Here is an 18778-nt window from a genome sequence, read left to right as displayed (position 1 = left end):
TGCTGCGGTTACACTCCGCCTAGAACATAAAGTGACCCTTAGTTCACTCATTACCTTATGCTGTAACAGTAGGGGATATGTAAAGAACTTATGCTTCACTGAAAAAAGCGTCAGATAATCTGTCTAAAATATACGTTATATCCACAAATTTTGTCTATTTATCAAATAATGTGTAAAACAACCTGACAAAAAGAGTGAATTTTCTGTTTTTTAACTCTATATTAAAACTATGTTCTCATTATTCATAATGCGGAAACGACCTTAGCTTACGTAATGAAAGGCAAACAAAATAAAATAGTATCCATGATCCTTAAGGCAGCTCTTTTAGCCACTACTTTGTACGGGTCTATCCGAACAGCTGAAACTGCATGGGCATTAGCAGACATCGGAGTTGGAATAATGGTTTGGTTCAATTTAATTGCAATTTTGATTTTAGCTAAGCCTGCTTTAATAACCTTAAAAGATTATCGCGAGCAGAGAAAACAAGGGATAGATCCTGTCTTTTTTCCTGGGAAATTAGGAATTCAAAACGCTGATTATTGGGACGAGGAATATCAGCATAATCAAGATAAAGAAAATGTTTCACAAACTAAAAAAAGCCAACTGGGGTTGGCTTTTTTTAGTTTGTGAAGCAGCTTTTTCGACCGCTTGAAAATGGTAATGATTCGTTTTTTTCGGGTATAATGTGGCATGAAGCGTCCTCAATTTATTTTCGTTTGAGCATTTATTTATAATAGAAGACATATAAAAGGACGGTGGTATGTGCATGACTAAAAAAGAAAATGAATCTATTTATATTCAGCAGCATTTAGCAAATGAACGAACGTATTTAGCGTGGATTCGAACGTCTATTGCTACACTCGGCATTGGTTTTGTTGCAGGTGGTTTGCATTTTAATTCGGGGAAAAATTTAAGTGAAGCAGCCGATACTCTTATTATTGCTGTTATCATCTTTTCTTTAGCTGCAAGTGCAGGGTTGCTTCTTTTCTCAACTTATCATTATTTTTCAACCCGCAAAAAAATTAACAGCCAAACGTATCAATCATCTCACGCTTTGGTTATTTTTGTTTTAATGATTATGCTGATGCTGATCGGCGCTCTTATGTTTTATTTTTTTAACATAGCGTAAAAAAGTTTAAGATATAAGAAAAAAGGGAAACCAGTCCCAAAGAATTTACGGTTTTATAAAAGAAAAAGAAGATCTATTAATATGGTGGTAATGGCAGAGGCAATGATAATAATATCTTCTTTTACAAACCGGCTGTGTGATTTTACAGGTTAAATTCTTTGTTATCCGCGGATAATGGAAAAGGAAAGCTGTATAAGCCAAAACTTATCCAATACATGTTGAACATAAAAATTGAATATGAATTTCACTACACGGTGAATCGAAAGTAAAGGAGAACGCTGTATGATTCAAACATCCAAGACCGTTGCCGCTCGTTTTTTTACGGAGCGTTTCTTTGATCAGGCTGCTCAAACAGCCTACTATTTTTTGTTATCTTTTGTACCGTTTATTATTTTTCTTTTTTCACTGCTGAGTTTCTTTCCAATTGACACAAACAATTTGCTCGTCTTTATTGAACCATTTACCCCTAAAAGCGCCTACGACGTAATTGAAAGATCAATTGAAACAGTTAACAATAGCGGGAAAAAAGTTTTGTCTTTTAGTTTATTAGCAACTTTTTGGCTCGCATCTATGGCTATACAATCTTTGGTTCGCTCGTTAAATGATGCGTATCATATTCAAAGAAAACAAACGTTTTTGCGCGGTTTAATCAATGATTTAATTTTGACCTTTGGCTTTATGGTTGTGGTAGCTATTTCATTGTTTGTGCCAATTATTGAAGAAGTCATTCGACATTTGGTGTTAACAAAAGTCCATGTTCCTGACATATGGTTTCAAAGCTGGACGACAATTAGATGGGGAATTGGGACATTATTTTTATTAGGCTTTTTTATTCTTTTTTACAAACTGATGCCAAGCGCAAGAGTAACGTGGAAAGATGTACTTCCAGGAGCTGTTTTCTCCACACTAGGATGGCAAGTTGTATCTACCGGATTTGGATACTATGTCCAGTTTGGAAGCTACTCGCAAATCTATGGTCAGCTTGGAAGTATTATTATTTTAATGGTCTGGTTTTATTTAACGGCCGCTATTTTATTAATTGGCGGTTTAATAAACGGTAATAAGTTCATCAAAGCTCACAAGACAACGTATAGAGACGTGGAAAACGACTAGGGAAACCTAGTCGTTTTTTTATATTCAGTTTTACAGTTAAAAGGTTTATTAAAAAAATATCGCGGGTAACTATTGAATATCTCGTTGCCTTTCCTATACACATAACTAAAAAACAGTAGGAGTTCACGTTGAGATGAGGTGGAAAATTGAATAATTTTAATCGGTTTTTAATCGCAGTTATTGGAATTGCAGGACTGATTTGTTCCGGTATGTTAGCACTGATGGTTTATAAGGTTCCTCACCTTTCGAACTGGGTAGAAAAGTGGCAGCATCAGGAGTGGTTTTACTACACAATATTGTCAATAAGCGCATTTTTAGCTGTTATTTTTATTATTTTTCTTTTAACAGGCATATTTAGCAGGCCGCCTAAAAAGAATTTAGCAATTGTAACAGGCGAAGGCAAAATAACCATTTCTAAAGCCACGATTGAATCTACAGCTTTGCGAGCAATTAGAGGCTTTCAGGGAATACGCTCTCCTGAAGTCCAAGCATCTATTCATTCTCGTAAAGAAAGAGTTAGTCTATATATTAACTGTTCGCTGTTTGGACGAGATGGACTACCAACACTAGGAAAAGAGATGCAGCTTGAAACGAAACGTGCCGTAGAGGCTTTACTTGAGCTTCCCGTTCACTCCGTCCGCATCGATTTAACAGATACACAAACGCGAAAGAAAGAGCGTGTTGTGTGATGAAGGAGGGACATAATGGGTACTCCAGATAAATTGATTCCATACCGTGGCCGAGTACTTGGTATTTTGGCAGGTTTAGTGTTGGCAATTTTACTATTAACAATTGGTTTTGGCCCCACGCTGCTAATTGTAGCTTTTATGGGAATTGGTTATGTAATCGGGAAGTGGCGAGATGGTCATTTAGACTTAAATAATTGGGTAGGATTTTTTACTAAAGGAAGATAGAAAATCACTTTAAGGGAGATGTTCGTTATGGCAGTTAATGAAACAAATACAGCAGTAAAATCTCAGGAAAATACAAATCAAAATACATTAACATTTGAAGATCAAGTCATTAAAAAAATTGCTGGAATTGCAGCTAACGAAATTAAAGGGATTTTATCAATGAGCGGCGGATTTATGAGCGGGTTAACAGATCGCTTCCGCAGCACGGAAGATATCACAAAAGGGATTAACGCTGAAGTAGGAGAAAAGCAAGTGGCCCTTGATTTAAAAGTAATTGTCGAATACGGAAAAAATGTTCCATCCATTTTCTCTGAAACTGTTCATAACGTGAAAAAATCAGTTCACGATATGACGGGATTAGAGGTAGTAGAAGTAAATATGCATGTAGAGGACGTAATGACTCGATCTGAATTTGAAGCGAAAACGGATCGAGACAAAGAGCAGGAGTCAAAGCGTGATCTTGAATAAAATATAAAAGGTAAACACTTCCATTCGTCATATATTCTTTGTATGATGAATGAGAAGTGTTTTTTTATGGGAGGGAGAATTCTGTGATATTGGTTAGTTCTTGCTTAGCAGGTCAAGCTTGCAGATATAATGGAAGTAGTGCCTTAGTTAAGGAAATGGAAGCGCTCGTTAAAAATAAAGAAGCGGTGATGATATGTCCGGAACTGTTAGGTGGATTTCACACGCCTAGAGAACCGGCAGAAATTATAAAAGGAACGGGAATAGACGTAATAAACGGAAATGCGCGAGTTATTGAACGATCGGGAAAAGACGTGACAGATATATACATAGACGGGGCCTATAAGGCACTGAACATCGCAAAAGAAATAAAAGCTACTGCTATTGTACTAAAAGAAAACAGTCCTTCATGCGGAAGTGAACATATATATAACGGAGCATTTCTAGGTGTTAAAATAGCCGGTGAAGGGGTAACGACTGCGTTGTTAAGAAAGCATGGTTTTATCGTTATATCCGAATCTCAATTTGCAGCTAAAATGTATTAAGAGCAATCACAATGACAAGAGGATGGGACAGAACGAAATGAATCCAACTCAAAGACAAACAATTTGGATGCATGATCTGGACTGCTTGCTCGACCGCTGTTGATTTCCGTGCAAGGCTTCGCTTTCCGCGGGCGGCCGATGAGCCTCCTCGTCGCTTCGCTCCTGCGGGGTCTCATCTGTTTCGCTGTTCCCGCAGGAGTCTTCACCTTGTCCTCCAACCAACAGCTATAAGTACCTGCGTTCACCATGATTATAAAAAAACACGAACTATTTATCCATTTTTGATAGATAGTTCGTGTTTCACTTTTATGAAATTATTTTTATCCAATCTCTTTTTGTAAAAGCTTATTTACTGTGAAGCGTATCTGCTGTGCTTTCTGTTCGTGTTACCGCATAAAGAGAGAAGCAAAGACCAAGCAATACAAAAATAGACCCGACCCAGCCGTTATAAATAACAGAGTATTGATTAACGACAATTCCTCCGACATAGGAGCCGATCGCAATTCCTACGTGTGAAATCGCTGCATTGGTGCTGATTAAAATGTCCGACGTGTCGCGTGCACTATGAATAATTAAATTGCTTTGAGCCGGTGAGACCGCCCAGCTGAGCGCACTCCAAATAATCATAAGAAGCAAGAACACAACGAATGGCAAATGAACGCCAAACGGCATAGCAATCATGCTAACAAAAAAGAGAGCAATCATGGTGATAACAGACGAAGAAGGGTTCCATCTATCAGAAACAGCTCCTCCAAGTCCTCCTCCTGCCACTGCAGCAAGACCGAAAATACCATAAATAATGGTTACCATCGTTGTATTTAATCCTAGCGTTTCTTGTAAAAATGGCGTGAAGTACGCATAAAGCGTTAAATGGCCCGCCAGTACAAACAATGTTGCTAGGTGAATAGCAAGCATTTTTTTATTGCGTAAAGCTTTTATCTGAGTCTTTAACGGTACAATTGGAGCGGGAGCTAGACGCTCCATTGTAAACCAAACGGTAATCATAATAATAGCAGTTAAGATTGCAATCATAACAAATACTTGACGCCAGCCAAGCGCATTTCCAATCAAAATACCAAGAGGAATACCCAAAACAAGTGAGCCGCTGATTCCCATAAACACAACGCCAATTGCTCTGCCTTGATATTCAGGCTTTACCATTCTAGAGGCCATTGTGGTAGATAGGACAATAATAAAAGAGCCGCTCGCAGCAGCGAGGATACGCCCGATTAATAGCATATAATAGCCCGAACTGTAGGCTGAAAATACATTGCTCAATAAGAAAATAAATAATGTCCACATATAAACTTTTTTACGCTCTATCTTAGCCGTCACATTTAGTAAAATCGGCGCAGACAAGGCATAAACAAACGAATAAATAGAGATTAAATAACCTGCTTTTGCTAGTGATACATGAAATGCATCGGCAATTAAGTCTAAGATGCCTCCTAGAATTAATTCGACTGTTCCAACAACAAAAGAAGCAATCGCAAGTATGTAAACTTTTTTATTCATCAAAAAACCCCCTCTTTAAAAAGTTACAACTAGAATAGTAACCTTTTTTAGAGTGGATTTCAATAGGTAATATTAAAAAGGTTACTAATTCATTAGTAACCTTTTTAATATCGCAGTCGAGTAAGCAGCTCCATGATCTCAGAATCCTGAAGAAGCTGCTCTTGATATTTCTTTGTAATATGGGTAAGTGCAACGTCATGGTAAAAGAAATCAGCAAAAACTTTTACAAGCGGCTGCGACATGGTTTTTATTGCTTTCCATGTCTCATGTTCAATGCCCGCAAATAAAAGGTAAGCATCGTCAACAATAATCAACTGCGACGGCTCAAGGTTTTTATGATCATCTATTGGATTTAATGTATGTAAATGTTTGAGGGCAGTCTGCAAGTTTCCTATGGTTAAGACCTCGACGTTTACGCCTTGTTTCTCTTTTTCTTCTAGCAATGAGCGGTAATGTTCCAACTCATCATTCCAAGCCGATAAAATAATAGAAGATTCCGCTTCGTGAATCAATTGTTCAATGTGAGCAGAAATAGAGGATTTATCTTTTAAACTCCAAACATGATCATCTGTAAACGTTCTTTTAATTTTATATGTTTTTAATTCATTAATGTCATTTTCAAAATCAGCAGTAAGTTTTTGAATGACGGTTTGAAGGGCTACCGCTGAATAAAGTTTCTTTTTCCCGGACAATGTATTTACTACAATGCCTTTATCAATTAAACGATTAAGTACTTCATAAATCTTTGCTTTTGGAACATGCGAATACGTGACAATCGAACTAGCATCCAGCGGACCTTCATTCGCAAGCAGCGCTTCATATACTTGACTTTCATACTGAGAAAAACCAAATTTTTGCAGCATAATTCTCTATTCATCATCCTTTCTTTTTTTTTAGTATATCACGGTTTGTAAAAGTATTACTAATTGTAAATATATCTTATTAAACTATGTTCTAAATAATCAACAAAGATAAAAAATAGGCTATTAAAGGGTCTTTACTACAATAAAACTATTTTTAATCACGTGCTTTTCATACTAAAACACTCATCATCGGGTAAAGAAAAGAAAGAGGTGAAAAAAATGAAGAAAAATGAAAAACTACTGTTGAAAAAAATGAACATGAAACAGCAAAGAGAAGTTGCTGCTCAGCTTGAAGACGTACTGGATTCCTTACTGTCTCTTGAAGAAAAATTATGCTCAGCACCTGATAATAGCGAGTGGCTTTCTTTACAAGCTCAGCTTGAAAAAAGAGAACATGAGCTGAGATTTAAGCATAAAATGCTGTGTGAAGAATGGAATGCACTATAAAAGACAGGCATTTTGTCTGTCTTTCATTGCATCTAAATTTTTATGACCCGGATAGGACTCACCATCAAAATAGCTAAAATAATCATAAGATAAGGATTCACATAATAAAACATGCCAAGCAGTGCGATAATTAGAGCAGGAAAAGGAATAGGAAGCCCTATAAAATAACCTACGGTTGGATTTGCGCTAAATTTAGCTAATCTCAATGCACCCATGCTTGGATAAATCATAAAAGCGAGTACCGTTAGCCAAGAGTGGGGAGAAAGAGTATGAAATAGCATTGCAGGCGCTACGCCAAAGCTTATAATATCAGCCAAAGAATCTAGCTCTACACCAAACTCACTGTTAACTTTTAGCTTTCTCGCAATTTTGCCGTCAAATAAATCGAAAAAAGCGGCTAGAAAAATAAAAAGAGCAGCTAAGCGTTCGTAGCTGTTCATATTAAAGGCTATGGAAAATACGCCGCTTAGCAAATTTCCAATCGTAAAGAGATTCGGAACCCATTTTAACAGTCGAAGAATCAATGTCATACAACCGCCTTTCACAGTGTGTACAATTAGTGTAACTGTTAAATCGTATTATTATGTGAGATGCAAGATAAAAAGAAAGGAGTATTGAAAACTGGCTGTCGTTTCTGTAATATATATCGTATAATACGATAATAAATAAAAATACGATATAAAGGAGCAGGATCATGAAAGTAGAGGAGTTAAACAGCTATTGGACGTCTATTTATTATCATTTGCACTATACGCATCAAGAGAAAATTACGCACCAAACCATACGTCTTTTGCAGCATATCGACAAATCATCTTCGGTTGGAATAAGAGAAGTCGCAGATTATTTAACTATTTCACATAATACGGCATCTGAACATGTAAAGAGAAGCATCGAGAAAGGATATGTGTATAAAAATAGAGATATACAGGATGAAAGAAAAGTAATTCTGCATTTAACAGAAGTAGGAAAAGACATCTTAAAACGGAATTCAAGCTTGGATGAACAAAAAGTATCAGCTATTTTACGCGAAATGACAGCATCTGAAAAACAGCTGATTCAACAGGCTTTTCAGTTATTGAGCGAGCGTGCAGAACATGTATAGTATCATCAAAATTTTAATGTCGGCTCTTATTATTGCAGGGGTAACAGAAATGGCCAAAAGATTTCCGGCATACGGTGGAATCGTGGCTGCTCTTCCAATTGTGAGCTTACTAAGTATTATATGGTTGTCAGTGCAAGGAGAAAAAAAGGAAGTGGTCAGTCAGTTTACACTTGGCGTTCTTTATGGACTCCCAGGCACTATTTTATTACTTGCTGTCGTCTATATTTGTGTAAAAAACTCCCTTCATTTGTTTGTGAGTTTATCCATAGGAGTTATGTGTTGGGCCTTGTTTTTAGTGCTTCAAAAGATGGTGATTAACCTAATTACTACATAAACTATTGGAATTTAATCCAATTTTCTGTAAAATAAAGGTCTAAGTAAAAAATAGGAGCTGAGTAGAGTTGAGTTTAGCAGAGAAAAAGTTAGGAATTGACCGAGTTGTTTTTATCGGCAGAACGTTTGAAGAGTATAGAGCTATGTTTAATTTGAATGACAAGCGTTTAAAAGGAAAAAAAGTGTTAGATTGTGCTAGCGGAGCCTGTTCTTTTACTGCTCATGCCTTGCAGCAAGGTGCGGCGGCTACTAGCTGTGATATTGCCTATAAATTTACGGCAGAAGAGCTTGAAAAGAAGGGAAGCCTGGATTTAATTCATACGATGAATCAAATGCAGCACGTACAGGAGCAATATGTGTGGAAATATTTTTCGTCTATTGATGATTTAACGGAACATCGAAAAAGAGCATTAAAAGATTGTATTGCTCATATGAAAAAGAGCCCCGAAGCCTATCAGTGCGGAGCCCTTCCTAATTTGCCGTTTCAAAAGAACGAGTTTGATTTAACGCTTTGTGCAAACTTTTTATTTATGTACAGCGACCGGTTAGATTATACGTTTCATTTAGAGGCTTTAAAAGAACTGATACGCGTTACAAAAGAGGAAGTGCGCTTGTTTCCTTTAACGGACCTGAGCGGCAAGATTTCTACCTATTTGCCGCAGCTTTTAGAAGAGATTGCGCCTCTAGTAAAAGGAACAGAAATAGCAGATGTCCCGTATGAATTTCAAAAAGGTGCCAATCAAATGCTGAAAATATATGTATAACAAATGTAATGAAGAGGCTGAGGCAAAAGTATTTTAGCCCAAGTGAAAAACGAACCCTTGATCAAACATGTTAATCAAGGGTTCGTTTTTTTTCTTTTGTTAGGGTGAACGTATGTTTCATCTGTGCCATTCCTTTTAGCAGTTGATTGGAGGGCAAGGCGAAGACTCCTGCGGGAAAAGCGGAACAGGTGAGACCCCGCAGGAGCGGAAGCGACGAGGAGGCTCACCGGCCGCCCGCGGAAAGCGAAGCCTTGCATGGAAATCAACTGCGGCATCACAAGTGGTTCAGCTCATGTATCCCATTTGTTCGTCTTTAGATTGGATTCATTTCGTCATGTCTTAACCTCTTTTAACATTCAAACGTTTTTTAGCAGTTTGAGTATGCTTCGTTATGGTTTCAGATCCAAGCGCTTTAGCTAAGCCGAACGAAGGCATATTCACATATACTGATTCATAATTTCCTGCAGGAATGACGTAAGTTTCATGATAAATGCCAACTGCATTCGTTTTTGAAGCCTGTTTATAAAAAGAATTCCAAGCTTTTAAGTGCTGAGGACCTTTGGCATAGGAGGTCAATTGATCAACTGACTCCCAATATTGAATCAGCGTAATGGTTCTTAAATTAAAAGATCCTTGCAAAGATAAAAAGCCAAGATTTTTGTTTGCATACAACTCTCGAATCATAGGAGGCATTGCTTTAAATACAGGGAGCCATTTGTGTACGGCTGTCCATTTATTAATACGCATTCCTATAACAAAGACGACCAGATCCTGACCGGGCTTAGCCATTACACGATTGGAATGAATCATAAATTCTGCGCCTCCTCATCATATAATTTATTAATCGTATCTTTGCACCATTCCATCGAAGCACGAGTTGTTCGTTTACCGTAGTCTAGGGTAATAAGCCAATACGTTCTGTCAGGAGAAGGGCTTTTAGAAATGCTGTCTTCGATTCCGCAATACATGTGATAGCGTTCAGTTAGTTTCTGCTGAGCGTTTTTTAACTGCGAAATTGTGAGCTGCTTTTCTTGGTGACTACTAAAAAATAGTTTTAACAAAAGTTCATTTCGTTCTGAGGGGAGCTGCTTAATAGGTTCACGCAGCCAATCTTGCAGAACTTCTTTTCCTTTAGTTGTTATTGCGTACACTTTTTTATCCGGTTTATCAGTTTGAGTAACGGAATTTACCGTTGCTAGTTCTTCATTCACAAGCTTTTGTAAAGTGGGATAAATTTGACCATAGCTAATTTTCCAAAAATGATTTAAACTTCGATCCATTAACCGCTTAATTTCATAACCAGTTCTGCATTCAGTGGTAAGCAGTCCTAAAATCGCATATGTTGTTTGATTTTCCTTCATTTACTTTCCTCACCTATATCTTTTTGATATATATATATTACCATAAACAGGATATTATTCAATAAAAAAACGCGAGAGTTATGCACTCTCGCGTCTAAAAAAAGGTTTGTATTGCTGAACCATCATTTGCGAAGCAGCAATAAATAAAAAGATAAAGCCTCCACACATTAGCAACATGACAGCACCTATTCTCCATAAAAGCTTTGGCATCAGCATATCTCCTTTTTTGAAGTTATTACCTATAGTGTAAAGAATAGCTTGCAAAAATTCTAGTCATAACTAAATATAATTTTATAACTTTTTTAGACTGACTCTTCCTTTGGATCATCTTCATCAAAAATAGGAACTTCTGTATACGCTTCTTCTTTTTCGAAAGCGGAAGAAGAATTCTCTTTATCCTCTTGTGCAGGCTTCGGTTTACCAGAAGAAATATCTGATTTAGCGTTTTTTAACTCTTCCATATCTTTTTGGATTTGGTCCGTGAAATCCTTTGGTATAGCTCCGCTTCCGTATGTAGCTCCGATGTTTAAAGCACCTCCGAGCTCCTTAATGCCCACTTGGCCAATATTGTTGTTTTGTTCGTATTTATCAAGAAAAAATTTATCAATATGAATAGGAGGGGGAGCATTTTCTAAAAGTGCCGCTTTTTGATGAATCAATTTTACTTCTTCTTGAAGGGAAGACGTTCGTTTTAGCATGTCCACCTGTACTTCAGTTAAAAGCGACATACTTCGCTCTAATGCTGAAACTCTGTTATCTAGTTCGTTCATTTTTTCGAGATAAGGAGCCATTTTTTTTTCTACATATTGTTCTACTAAGCTAGCTATATCCGGATAAGACACAGCTTCTTTCTTTTTATCGCGAGGGTTTTGCGTGGAGATGATTTGTTCCAATTGTGCTACTTTTTCTTTTAAAAAATGAAGCTGCCTAGCAGTATCCTGCATGTCTTTTGTATATGATTGTTCAGTGTTTTTGTGAGCACTTCTTTGTGAAGATGAAGAATCGTTGGAAAGCGCTGGCTGAGACTCCAGCTTTTTTTTGAGCATTATGAGAGAACCCATTTGCGGTTCGAGTTTTAAAAAACGGTTCATGTGAACTTCAAGCGTGTTAATACGCTTGATTTGATGTTTGAAGTCCGCTAGCTCAGTTTGAAGATGTTGGTTAGTCTGTTTGGGGTTAAAAAATCCTTTCATAGACATTTCGCTTCTCCTCATCTTGGGCTTATTTCCTCTGTAATCACAGTTAGATAAATACATATTGATTCAGTTTGGGAGTTAATATTAAATTTTTTGCATTTATAAATGCTTATGTGCAGCATTACGTTTCATTCGTAAAACTACTAAACCTTATTCAATATGAATACGCTCTTCTTGAAAAAACTGCCTGTGATAAGAAAGAATAAGCAGTCCATTTTCAAATTTTGCACGCAGATGATGCGCATCTGTAGGCTCAGGCAATTCGATAATTCGGTTGAAATCTCCAGAAGGTCGTTCTTGTACAACAGGCTGCCCTGTAATGAGAGGGTGGGGCGAGCCTTTTAATAGAAGCCGGCTGCCTGAAACAGAAACGTGCAAGTTTTCTTTTAGATAACCAGGCAGGTCAGCGATAACAATGATCTCGTGAGGAGTAACATAAATGTCGATAGGTGGAAAATTACTTCTAGGAGGTTGAGGAGCCTGATGCGAATCCTGAGCAGTCATATCCATATTTTCTTTCATAAATTCGTTAAAAGCAGTTTGATCAAAAACACCGTTCCAAAAGTCGTTTGTTTGATATTTTTTAGCGAATTCCATCCACTGCATAAGTTTATCAAAGTCCATATGGTTTCCTCCTTACCACACATCATAAAAAGATGGAATTTGAATATAGTTTGAAAAGGGGGTGGTTTAAATGTCAGGTGCATCTATAAATATTAATATTTTAATGCTAAAGATAAATTCCTTTGAAAATGCGTCTGCGGTAAATATCGGACAGAATTTACTAGCAGACTGGAATAATTCAGATAAAAAAACACAGGGGTTTGGGCAAAATTTCGGTGATGATAGCGGGTTTATAGGAACGAGAAGCTGTGTTGATGATCGTGATCAAATTGATAGCCCATCGTCTTTTCAAAAAGTACCCATTTCATAGAAAGAGCCTAATAAATATAGCCAGTTCAGACGCAGGTTATATTTATTAGGCATCAGGTTGAATACTAGTAGACGAATAGATGAAGGTATGCTGCTAGTCATGCTCGTTAGAGGCGGTGTAGAAGCTTAAATTACGCTGTTTTTAACTGAGTTTGAATCGTTTACATCTGAATCTATAATCCATGAGAACGGAGTTACGTTTGGAGAAAAATCTCCGTTTGATTCTCCTAGTCCTTGATTACGTTTATAAGATACGAACACGTCAAGCTGCTGATTAGGTCCTATGCTTAAAACGGATGAATTATCCAGAACGTTCACTTTGAAGGCTTGTAAGTTAATGACCATAGGTGAAAAAATCATATGGTTTCCTCCTTATTTATCATTTTTTGTTGCAAATGCATCCACATAATCATTATCTACAGTTTTGTAAGCAGATCCTGCTGAAAAACATTGATCAGCGAGCTGCTGTCCGAAGGCCTGATTTTTCTTTGCTGTTACATACCTTGTAACTTTTAACGTATTTCCAATAGAAATACTGCTTGCTTGATCAGCACTGCGAACGTTCAATTTTCCTAGGTTGATTTTTGTTGAGTCAAATAGCATACTATTCTCCTTTCAAACGACAGTTCTTCTAAGTCTTTAAAAGCTTATTGTAACTTCGGTGAAAATATGAATAATACATGGATTCATTCCAAGAGCAGAAGTAGTCTACTGTAGCGTATTTTAGTTCTCCACAAAACGTGAAAAGATTTTAAAAAATCAGTAGTAAAAGGAGGAGATAATAAAAATGCATGACATTTTACATGCTGTAGAAAGATTAACAGTAAAAAGCGTGTTGGCAACGATTATTCATGTAGAAGGATCCTCTTATTTAAAGGAAGGAACGTCCATGCTGTTTCAAGAAAACGGGGAGAATATTGGGATGTTAAGCGCTGGTTGTGTAGAAGCAGATCTTGCTGAGCGCGTAAAAGAGTTGTTCCACACAGAACATGTATTAACCGTTACGTATAATTTAAAAGAAGAAGGTGATGCAGGGTGGGGACAAGGAGCAGGCTGCAATGGAATCCTCTATATTCTCCTAGAGCCCGTAACTGCGAGGATGAAGCAAAACCTTTTGCGGGTAAAACGTCAGTTAGATAACCGAAATCCTGTTTTACATATTAAAAAATTAGAAAAAGACTTTATTCAAACAACTTCTTTTTATGTAGAAAAGACGGGCGAAACATTTGGTGCAAATAGCGACCAATCATCTTTTGCAACAGATGATTGGAATGGGAAAAAGAGCGGTATTCAACTTTCAAATTGCTCTCTGCTCACATATGCTCATCTATATAAACCGAAGCCTCGTCTAATTATATGGGGGGCAGGTACCGATGCAAAATATTTAGTATCACTTGCTGCCAATACGGGTTTTCTTGTTACCTTATGCGACTGGAGACCAGCTTTATGTAATAAGGAACATTTTCCGCTAGCAGAGGAAATACATATTGGATTCCCAGAGGAAGTAGACAAACAATTGTCCGTGCAGAGCGATAATTTTGTTGTGATCATGACGCATAATTTTTATCGCGATCAAGAAATTCTCTCGCTATTAAAATCAAAACCTGTAAAGTATATAGGAGTTTTAGGATCTAAAAAGCGAACGCTTCGATTATTGAATACTGATATTCCTTCCCATATTCATTCCCCGGTGGGACTTTCTATAGGAGCGGTAGGACCGCAGGAAATTGCCGTTAGTATTCTTGCTGAATTAATTCAAAACCTCCGAATGTATGATGAAAAAAAGGTGTGAAAATATCCGGATTAAATATTGTTGCTGTTTATCTTGCCGCGGGAGCTAGTAAAAGGATGGGCACCAATAAGCTGCTGCTGCCTTTAGGGAATGGATGTTTAGGGAGTAAAGCTTTACGAAAAGCGGTTTGTTCAAAAGTAAATCATACGATAGTAGTCACAAAGAAAGGAGATTCTCTTGAGTGGATTGACCCTATTCTTTTTTCAAAAGCATATCAGCAGAAGTGGAGTCATACTTCTTGTAGTAGCGCCTTAAAAGGTCAGTCTGCGTCTTTAAAGTGCGGATTAAAAAAAGCAAAAGAATTAAGCGCTGATGCTATTATTGTGCTGCTGGCAGATCAGCCTCTTATAAGTATCGTTCTGATAGATACATTTGTTTCTCTGTTTGAAAAACATTTTTCCGTTCCGTTTATTTCATCTTTTTATCAAGGAATTGCCAGAGCGCCGGTTTTATTTTCAAAACAAATGTTTTCAAGCTTGGATAAGCTCCAAGGAAATCAAGGAGCAAGAAAAATTATAAGGCAAAACGGACCTGGAAATGGAATGTTTTATGAATGTACCGACGCTTCCTTTTTTATGGATGTTGATACAAAACAAGCGTATGAAAGCATTAAAAAGATATATAAAGAGAAATGTAGACGGGTTTGATTGATGGAGGTGAAAAGAGTGGATGTTATTGGGAAAAGCGTGATTCGAAAAGATGCGTTAGAAAAAGTGACGGGAACAGCTCGGTACACGAATGATTACAGTTTTAAAGGTTCCCTTCACGCCAAAATAGTAGTCAGTCCTTACGCTCATGCAAGAATTCAAGCAATAGACATTCAAGCAGCGATCGCTACTCCCGGTGTTCATGCAGTTGTGACGGGTGAGCATTTGCCGTTAACCGGAGAGGGAGTTCGTGACCGGCGACCGCTTGCGTTTGAAAAAGTGCGGTATCACGGAGAAGCCGTAGTCCTTATAGTAGCAGAGACTCCTGCACTCGCTGAGCGTGCGGCGAGTGCTGTCCATATTCAATATGAGCCGTTACCTGTCGTTCATTCTCCTAGCGCCGCTATTGAGCCGGATTCTCCTTTAGTGCATGAACATATGCACATCTACAAGCATGATGAAACGGTGTATCCAGAGCCCGGCACCAACGTAGCAAACAGAGTCAAAATACGAAAAGGCAATATGGAAGAAGGTTGGCAAAAAAGTGAGTTAATAGTTGAAGAAACGTTTTCTCTATCTCCTTCAGATCACGCGGCAATGGAAACAAGAAGTGCCGCTGCTGAAATTCTTCCGAATGGATTAGTTAAAATTATCACTTCTTCTCAAGCTCCTTTTATGGTGAAAAAATTAATCAGTGAGTACTTTGAAATTGAAGCGGGAAAAGTGATCGTTGAAACACCGCTAGTAGGAGGAGGCTACGGAGGAAAAGCAGCTGTCCAGCTGGAGTTGCTTGCCTATATAGCTTCAAAAGCTGTTGGTGGAAGACTGGTTAAAATATTAAATACAAGAGAAGAAGATATGCTCACTTCGCCTGCTCACATAGGTCTAGATGCCAAAATCAAGTTAGGTTGTTCTAAAGAGGGGCTCTTGCAGGCTGCTGACATTCTTTATTTGTTTGACAGCGGTGCTTATGCAGATAAAGGAACGGACCTGAGTAAAGCTGCAGCAGCTGACTGTACAGGACCTTATCGTCTTGAACATATTTTTTGTGATTCATTATGTGTATATACAAATCACCCTTACGCTTCTCCTTTTCGAGGATTCAGCCACTCAGAACTATTATTTGCGTTCGAGCGCACGATGGACATCCTTGCTAAAAAAGCAGGTATAGATCCTTTGGAGTTTAGAGAAAAAAATGCTATTTTGCCGGGCGATACTACGCCTACGCAAGTACGTTTAACGTCTAGCAGCGTCGGTAACTTACCAGAATGTATTCGTCGCTTGAAGCAGCTGATCAAATGGGAGGAAGGACAGAGAACGGTGCATGAAAACGGCCTTATTACTGCTAAGGGGATTAGCTGCGTCTGGAAAACCTCTACCATTGAAACAAACGCAGGTTCCGGTGTTATTCTAACATTCAATCCGGATGGAAGCGTGAATTTAATGTCTGGCGTTATTGAATTAGGCACGGGAACGAAAACCGTGCTCGCGCAAATACTGGCTGAAAAATTGCAGATGCGCGTGGAACGTATTCATGTGCGAATGGAAGTAGATACTCAAACGACTCCTGAACATTGGAAAACGGTGGCTAGCAGAGGAACTTTTATGGCAGGAAGAGCTGTTTTAGAAGCCGCTGAAGATGTGATTAACCAATTAAAAAAGATTGCTTCTTGTATATTTCGAGCTTCTGAGGAAGATATCGAAATAAAAAATGAAAAAGTTTTTTTACGGGATGAGCCCGAGACTTCTTTGAAATTTAAAGAGATTGTGTATGGCTATAAATATCCGAACGGAAATGCAATTGGAGGGCAAATCATAGGGAGAGGAAACTATATTTTAAGGGGCATGACTTACTTGGATAAAGAAACGGGAGCTGGGCGTCCGGGGCCTGAATGGACGGTAGCAGCTGAAGGAGTTGAAGTAGAATATAACCCTAGAACGTATAGATATCGTATTGTAAAAGCTATTTCTGTTATTGATATAGGAACCGTGCTAAACGAGAAAATGGCAAGAGGGCAAGTCATGGGTGCGATGAGTATGGGACTATCGTTTGCAGGCAGAGAAACATTTTGGTTTGATTCAAATAGCCGTATTTTAAATCCTCAGCTTCGGAAATATCGTCCTCTTCGCTACGGAGAGCATCCGGAGTACGTAGTAGATTTTGTTCATACGCCTCAATTAGATGCGGCGTACGGAGCTAGAGGAGTCGGAGAACACGGGCTGCTTGGTATGCCGGCTTCTTTAGGAAACAGCTTAACGGTGGCAGCAGAAACAGAATTAAATCAACTTCCTCTTATTCCAGAATTGATTTGGAGAATGAAAGAAGGGAATGCAGATGATTTCGTTTGACTTTGAATACTATAAACCTGCTACCTTTTCAGAAGCAGTTGCCCTGTTTCAAGAGTTAGAGAATCAAGGCAAACAGCCGCGGTATTATGCTGGCGGCACTGAAATTCTGACATTAGGAAGATTGGGTTTGTTTGTTACCCATGCTGTTATTGATATAAAAAATATACCCGAGTTTCAAAAAGCAGAAGCCGATGAAGACTGGATGATTTTTGGTGCAGGTGTAACGTTGACTGAACTGGAAGAGAAAAACTTATTTCCTTTATTAAGTAAGTCTGCTAGCGAAGTGGCTGATCACACGGCTCGAAATAAAATAACGCTAGGAGGAAATATTTGTGGGCATATTTTTTATCGAGAAGCGGTATTGCCGCTGCTTTTAACAGATAGTCAACTTGCAGTGGCAGGTCCTGCTGGAACAAATATCTATTCGATTCACGACCTTTTTAACCGGCGTTTGCAGCTGAAAAACGGAGAACTTCTTGTTCAGGTGTTTGTTGAAACGAAGTATGCTGCCCTGCCATATATGAGTATAAAAGAGCGCCAGCAGTGGGACACAGGATATCCATTAGTGACAATAGCAGCGTTAAAAACAGAAGGAACCATCCGAGTAGCTTTCAGCGGAGTATGTTCGTTTCCTTTTCGCTCAGCAGAAATAGAAGAAGTGCTAAATCATAAAGAAACGCCATTAGAAGCTCGAATTCAAAATGCTCTTGATTATATACCGGCTCCAATTTTAAATGATGGGGAAGGGTCGAATCGCTATCGCAAATTTGTGATTAAAAATTTATTGTTTGATATTTTCACAGAGCTGGGGGGAACGTAACATGCTAAAAGATGAACGCTATAGAATAACAATTAAGCTAAAGGTTAATGGTGAAGAAAAAATGGTTGATATCCGAACAGCAGATACGTTGCTTTACGTATTAAGAGAAAAGCTGGGCCTTACCGGAGCAAAACCAGGCTGTTTAAACGGGGACTGTGGGACTTGTACAGTAGGGATAAATCAGCGGCCAATGAAATCTTGTCTCATGTTAGCGGCAGAAACAGAAGAGAAAGAAATAATGACTATAGAAGGGCTGAAGAGTTCACCTATGCAAAAAGCTTTTATTGAACACTTTGCTTTTCAGTGCGGTTATTGCACATCGGGTTTTATCATGAATGCTCATTTGCTTTCCAAACGCCATCCTTCAGGCAGTGACGATGTTATAAAGGAGTGGCTTGCTTCCAATATATGCAGATGTACAGGGTATAAAGAAATTGAAGACGCAGTAAAATCTGTTTTACACTTTTCGGAGGGGGAGTGAGAAAGGAAA

General features: G+C 38.2%; 29 protein-coding genes. 18 read left to right on the top strand and 11 right to left on the bottom strand.

Annotation, left to right across the window (positions count from 1 at the left end; genetic code table 11):
- Nucleotides 1-237 precede the first annotated feature (237 nt).
- From LJY09_RS12915 to LJY09_RS12885, 7 genes are all read left to right on the top strand, one after another.
- The gene (locus LJY09_RS12915; RefSeq protein ID WP_323134977.1) at nucleotides 238-630 is read left to right on the top strand and encodes an alanine:cation symporter family protein; all 393 of its coding nucleotides are present in this window, start codon (nucleotides 238-240) and stop codon (nucleotides 628-630) included.
- 136 nt (nucleotides 631-766) lie between these two features.
- On the top strand, nucleotides 767-1129 hold the full coding sequence (locus LJY09_RS12910) for a YidH family protein (protein WP_028413134.1): 363 nt from the start codon (nucleotides 767-769) through the stop codon (nucleotides 1127-1129).
- Nucleotides 1130-1411: 282 nt separating this feature from the next.
- A complete protein-coding gene (locus tag LJY09_RS12905) occupies nucleotides 1412-2242 on the top strand; it encodes a YihY/virulence factor BrkB family protein (protein ID WP_098113048.1) in 831 nt (276 codons plus the stop codon).
- 146 nt (nucleotides 2243-2388) lie between these two features.
- Nucleotides 2389-2931: an alkaline shock response membrane anchor protein AmaP gene (gene amaP / locus LJY09_RS12900; protein WP_033579150.1), complete on the top strand. Its 543-nt coding sequence runs from the start codon at nucleotides 2389-2391 to the stop codon at nucleotides 2929-2931.
- Between the two features lie 15 nt (nucleotides 2932-2946).
- A complete protein-coding gene (locus tag LJY09_RS12895) occupies nucleotides 2947-3156 on the top strand; it encodes a DUF2273 domain-containing protein (RefSeq protein ID WP_048019213.1) in 210 nt (69 codons plus the stop codon).
- A 27-nt stretch (nucleotides 3157-3183) separates the two neighbouring features.
- Complete coding sequence (locus LJY09_RS12890) at nucleotides 3184-3624, top strand: Asp23/Gls24 family envelope stress response protein (protein ID WP_098999393.1); 441 nt, start codon at nucleotides 3184-3186, stop codon at nucleotides 3622-3624.
- An 83-nt stretch (nucleotides 3625-3707) separates the two neighbouring features.
- Entirely contained in the window at nucleotides 3708-4166 is a 459-nt protein-coding gene (locus tag LJY09_RS12885) for a 2-thiouracil desulfurase family protein (RefSeq protein ID WP_228307220.1), read from the top strand.
- Between the two features lie 48 nt (nucleotides 4167-4214).
- Here LJY09_RS12885 and LJY09_RS12880 read toward each other — a convergent pair whose 3' ends face one another.
- From LJY09_RS12880 to LJY09_RS12870, 3 genes are all read right to left on the bottom strand, one after another.
- Entirely contained in the window at nucleotides 4215-4388 is a 174-nt protein-coding gene (locus tag LJY09_RS12880) for a hypothetical protein (RefSeq protein WP_306460852.1), read from the bottom strand.
- Between the two features lie 123 nt (nucleotides 4389-4511).
- Nucleotides 4512-5681, bottom strand: a complete 1170-nt coding sequence (locus tag LJY09_RS12875) for an MFS transporter (RefSeq protein ID WP_048019216.1) — start codon at nucleotides 5679-5681, stop codon at nucleotides 4512-4514.
- Nucleotides 5682-5785: 104 nt separating this feature from the next.
- A complete protein-coding gene (locus LJY09_RS12870) occupies nucleotides 5786-6544 on the bottom strand; it encodes a TrmB family transcriptional regulator (protein ID WP_048019217.1) in 759 nt (252 codons plus the stop codon).
- Nucleotides 6545-6763: 219 nt separating this feature from the next.
- Between LJY09_RS12870 and LJY09_RS12865 the strand changes: the two genes are divergently transcribed.
- Nucleotides 6764-6991 (top strand): hypothetical protein, encoded by a 228-nt coding sequence (locus tag LJY09_RS12865; protein WP_047750857.1) that lies wholly within the window; start codon nucleotides 6764-6766, stop codon nucleotides 6989-6991.
- 32 nt (nucleotides 6992-7023) lie between these two features.
- Here LJY09_RS12865 and pssA read toward each other — a convergent pair whose 3' ends face one another.
- Complete coding sequence (pssA, locus tag LJY09_RS12860; protein WP_182029361.1) at nucleotides 7024-7515, bottom strand: CDP-diacylglycerol--serine O-phosphatidyltransferase; 492 nt, start codon at nucleotides 7513-7515, stop codon at nucleotides 7024-7026.
- A 170-nt stretch (nucleotides 7516-7685) separates the two neighbouring features.
- Between pssA and LJY09_RS12855 the strand changes: the two genes are divergently transcribed.
- The 4 genes from LJY09_RS12855 to LJY09_RS12840 all read left to right on the top strand — a co-directional run bounded on the left by LJY09_RS12855 (nucleotide 7686) and on the right by LJY09_RS12840 (nucleotide 9533).
- Entirely contained in the window at nucleotides 7686-8093 is a 408-nt protein-coding gene (locus LJY09_RS12855; protein WP_154972978.1) for a MarR family winged helix-turn-helix transcriptional regulator, read from the top strand.
- Nucleotides 8086-8427 (top strand): DUF3147 family protein, encoded by a 342-nt coding sequence (locus LJY09_RS12850; protein ID WP_047750859.1) that lies wholly within the window; start codon nucleotides 8086-8088, stop codon nucleotides 8425-8427. The genes LJY09_RS12855 and LJY09_RS12850 overlap by 8 nt, the downstream gene beginning before the upstream one ends.
- Before the next feature lie 67 nt (nucleotides 8428-8494).
- Complete coding sequence (locus tag LJY09_RS12845; RefSeq protein ID WP_154972977.1) at nucleotides 8495-9190, top strand: class I SAM-dependent methyltransferase; 696 nt, start codon at nucleotides 8495-8497, stop codon at nucleotides 9188-9190.
- Nucleotides 9191-9332: 142 nt separating this feature from the next.
- The gene (locus LJY09_RS12840) at nucleotides 9333-9533 is read left to right on the top strand and encodes a hypothetical protein (protein WP_154972976.1); all 201 of its coding nucleotides are present in this window, start codon (nucleotides 9333-9335) and stop codon (nucleotides 9531-9533) included.
- Here LJY09_RS12840 and LJY09_RS12835 read toward each other — a convergent pair.
- The 5 genes from LJY09_RS12835 to LJY09_RS12820 all read right to left on the bottom strand — a co-directional run bounded on the left by LJY09_RS12835 (nucleotide 9530) and on the right by LJY09_RS12820 (nucleotide 12371).
- Nucleotides 9530-10000, bottom strand: coding sequence for a DUF4188 domain-containing protein (locus LJY09_RS12835; RefSeq protein ID WP_063247883.1), 471 nt, complete (start codon nucleotides 9998-10000; stop codon nucleotides 9530-9532). The genes LJY09_RS12840 and LJY09_RS12835 overlap by 4 nt on opposite strands.
- Nucleotides 9997-10551 (bottom strand): PadR family transcriptional regulator, encoded by a 555-nt coding sequence (locus LJY09_RS12830; RefSeq protein ID WP_098113039.1) that lies wholly within the window; start codon nucleotides 10549-10551, stop codon nucleotides 9997-9999. The genes LJY09_RS12835 and LJY09_RS12830 overlap by 4 nt, the downstream gene beginning before the upstream one ends.
- Before the next feature lie 78 nt (nucleotides 10552-10629).
- Nucleotides 10630-10761: a hypothetical protein gene (locus tag LJY09_RS27645; RefSeq protein ID WP_013057274.1), complete on the bottom strand. Its 132-nt coding sequence runs from the start codon at nucleotides 10759-10761 to the stop codon at nucleotides 10630-10632.
- Nucleotides 10762-10853: 92 nt separating this feature from the next.
- Complete coding sequence (locus tag LJY09_RS12825) at nucleotides 10854-11750, bottom strand: dynactin subunit 2 (protein WP_228307219.1); 897 nt, start codon at nucleotides 11748-11750, stop codon at nucleotides 10854-10856.
- Between the two features lie 147 nt (nucleotides 11751-11897).
- Nucleotides 11898-12371 carry an Hsp20/alpha crystallin family protein gene (locus LJY09_RS12820; protein ID WP_047750864.1) on the bottom strand — a complete coding sequence of 158 codons (474 nt, stop codon included), beginning with the start codon at nucleotides 12369-12371 and terminating at the stop codon, nucleotides 11898-11900.
- Between the two features lie 70 nt (nucleotides 12372-12441).
- Between LJY09_RS12820 and LJY09_RS12815 the strand changes: the two genes are divergently transcribed.
- Nucleotides 12442-12681: a hypothetical protein gene (locus LJY09_RS12815; RefSeq protein WP_033579134.1), complete on the top strand. Its 240-nt coding sequence runs from the start codon at nucleotides 12442-12444 to the stop codon at nucleotides 12679-12681.
- 125 nt (nucleotides 12682-12806) lie between these two features.
- Here the strand turns inward: LJY09_RS12815 and LJY09_RS12810 are convergent, their stop codons facing one another.
- Nucleotides 12807-13040 carry a hypothetical protein gene (locus tag LJY09_RS12810; protein WP_013057270.1) on the bottom strand — a complete coding sequence of 78 codons (234 nt, stop codon included), beginning with the start codon at nucleotides 13038-13040 and terminating at the stop codon, nucleotides 12807-12809.
- A gap of 12 nt (nucleotides 13041-13052) precedes the next feature.
- Nucleotides 13053-13283, bottom strand: coding sequence for a hypothetical protein (locus LJY09_RS12805; protein ID WP_154972974.1), 231 nt, complete (start codon nucleotides 13281-13283; stop codon nucleotides 13053-13055).
- 184 nt (nucleotides 13284-13467) lie between these two features.
- Here LJY09_RS12805 and LJY09_RS12800 point away from each other — a divergent pair, with 184 nt between their 5' ends.
- From LJY09_RS12800 to LJY09_RS12780, 5 genes are read left to right on the top strand one after another with little or no spacing between them, the layout of a single operon-like run.
- Nucleotides 13468-14472 (top strand): XdhC family protein, encoded by a 1005-nt coding sequence (locus tag LJY09_RS12800; protein ID WP_099331062.1) that lies wholly within the window; start codon nucleotides 13468-13470, stop codon nucleotides 14470-14472.
- A complete protein-coding gene (locus LJY09_RS12795) occupies nucleotides 14469-15119 on the top strand; it encodes an NTP transferase domain-containing protein (RefSeq protein WP_228307218.1) in 651 nt (216 codons plus the stop codon). Before LJY09_RS12800 ends, LJY09_RS12795 begins: the two co-directional genes overlap by 4 nt.
- An 18-nt stretch (nucleotides 15120-15137) precedes the next feature.
- The gene (locus tag LJY09_RS12790; protein ID WP_186806708.1) at nucleotides 15138-17468 is read left to right on the top strand and encodes a xanthine dehydrogenase family protein molybdopterin-binding subunit; all 2331 of its coding nucleotides are present in this window, start codon (nucleotides 15138-15140) and stop codon (nucleotides 17466-17468) included.
- Nucleotides 17455-18288, top strand: coding sequence for an FAD binding domain-containing protein (locus LJY09_RS12785; protein ID WP_154988657.1), 834 nt, complete (start codon nucleotides 17455-17457; stop codon nucleotides 18286-18288). The genes LJY09_RS12790 and LJY09_RS12785 overlap by 14 nt, the downstream gene beginning before the upstream one ends.
- 1 nt (nucleotide 18289) lies before the next feature.
- A complete protein-coding gene (locus tag LJY09_RS12780; RefSeq protein WP_154972971.1) occupies nucleotides 18290-18769 on the top strand; it encodes a (2Fe-2S)-binding protein in 480 nt (159 codons plus the stop codon).
- Nucleotides 18770-18778 lie beyond the last annotated feature (9 nt).

Source organism: Priestia sp. J2 (assembly GCF_020790095.1).
GTDB lineage: Bacteria > Bacillota > Bacilli > Bacillales > Bacillaceae_H > Priestia > Priestia zanthoxyli.
This window is presented reverse-complemented; position numbering and strand designations above follow the sequence as displayed.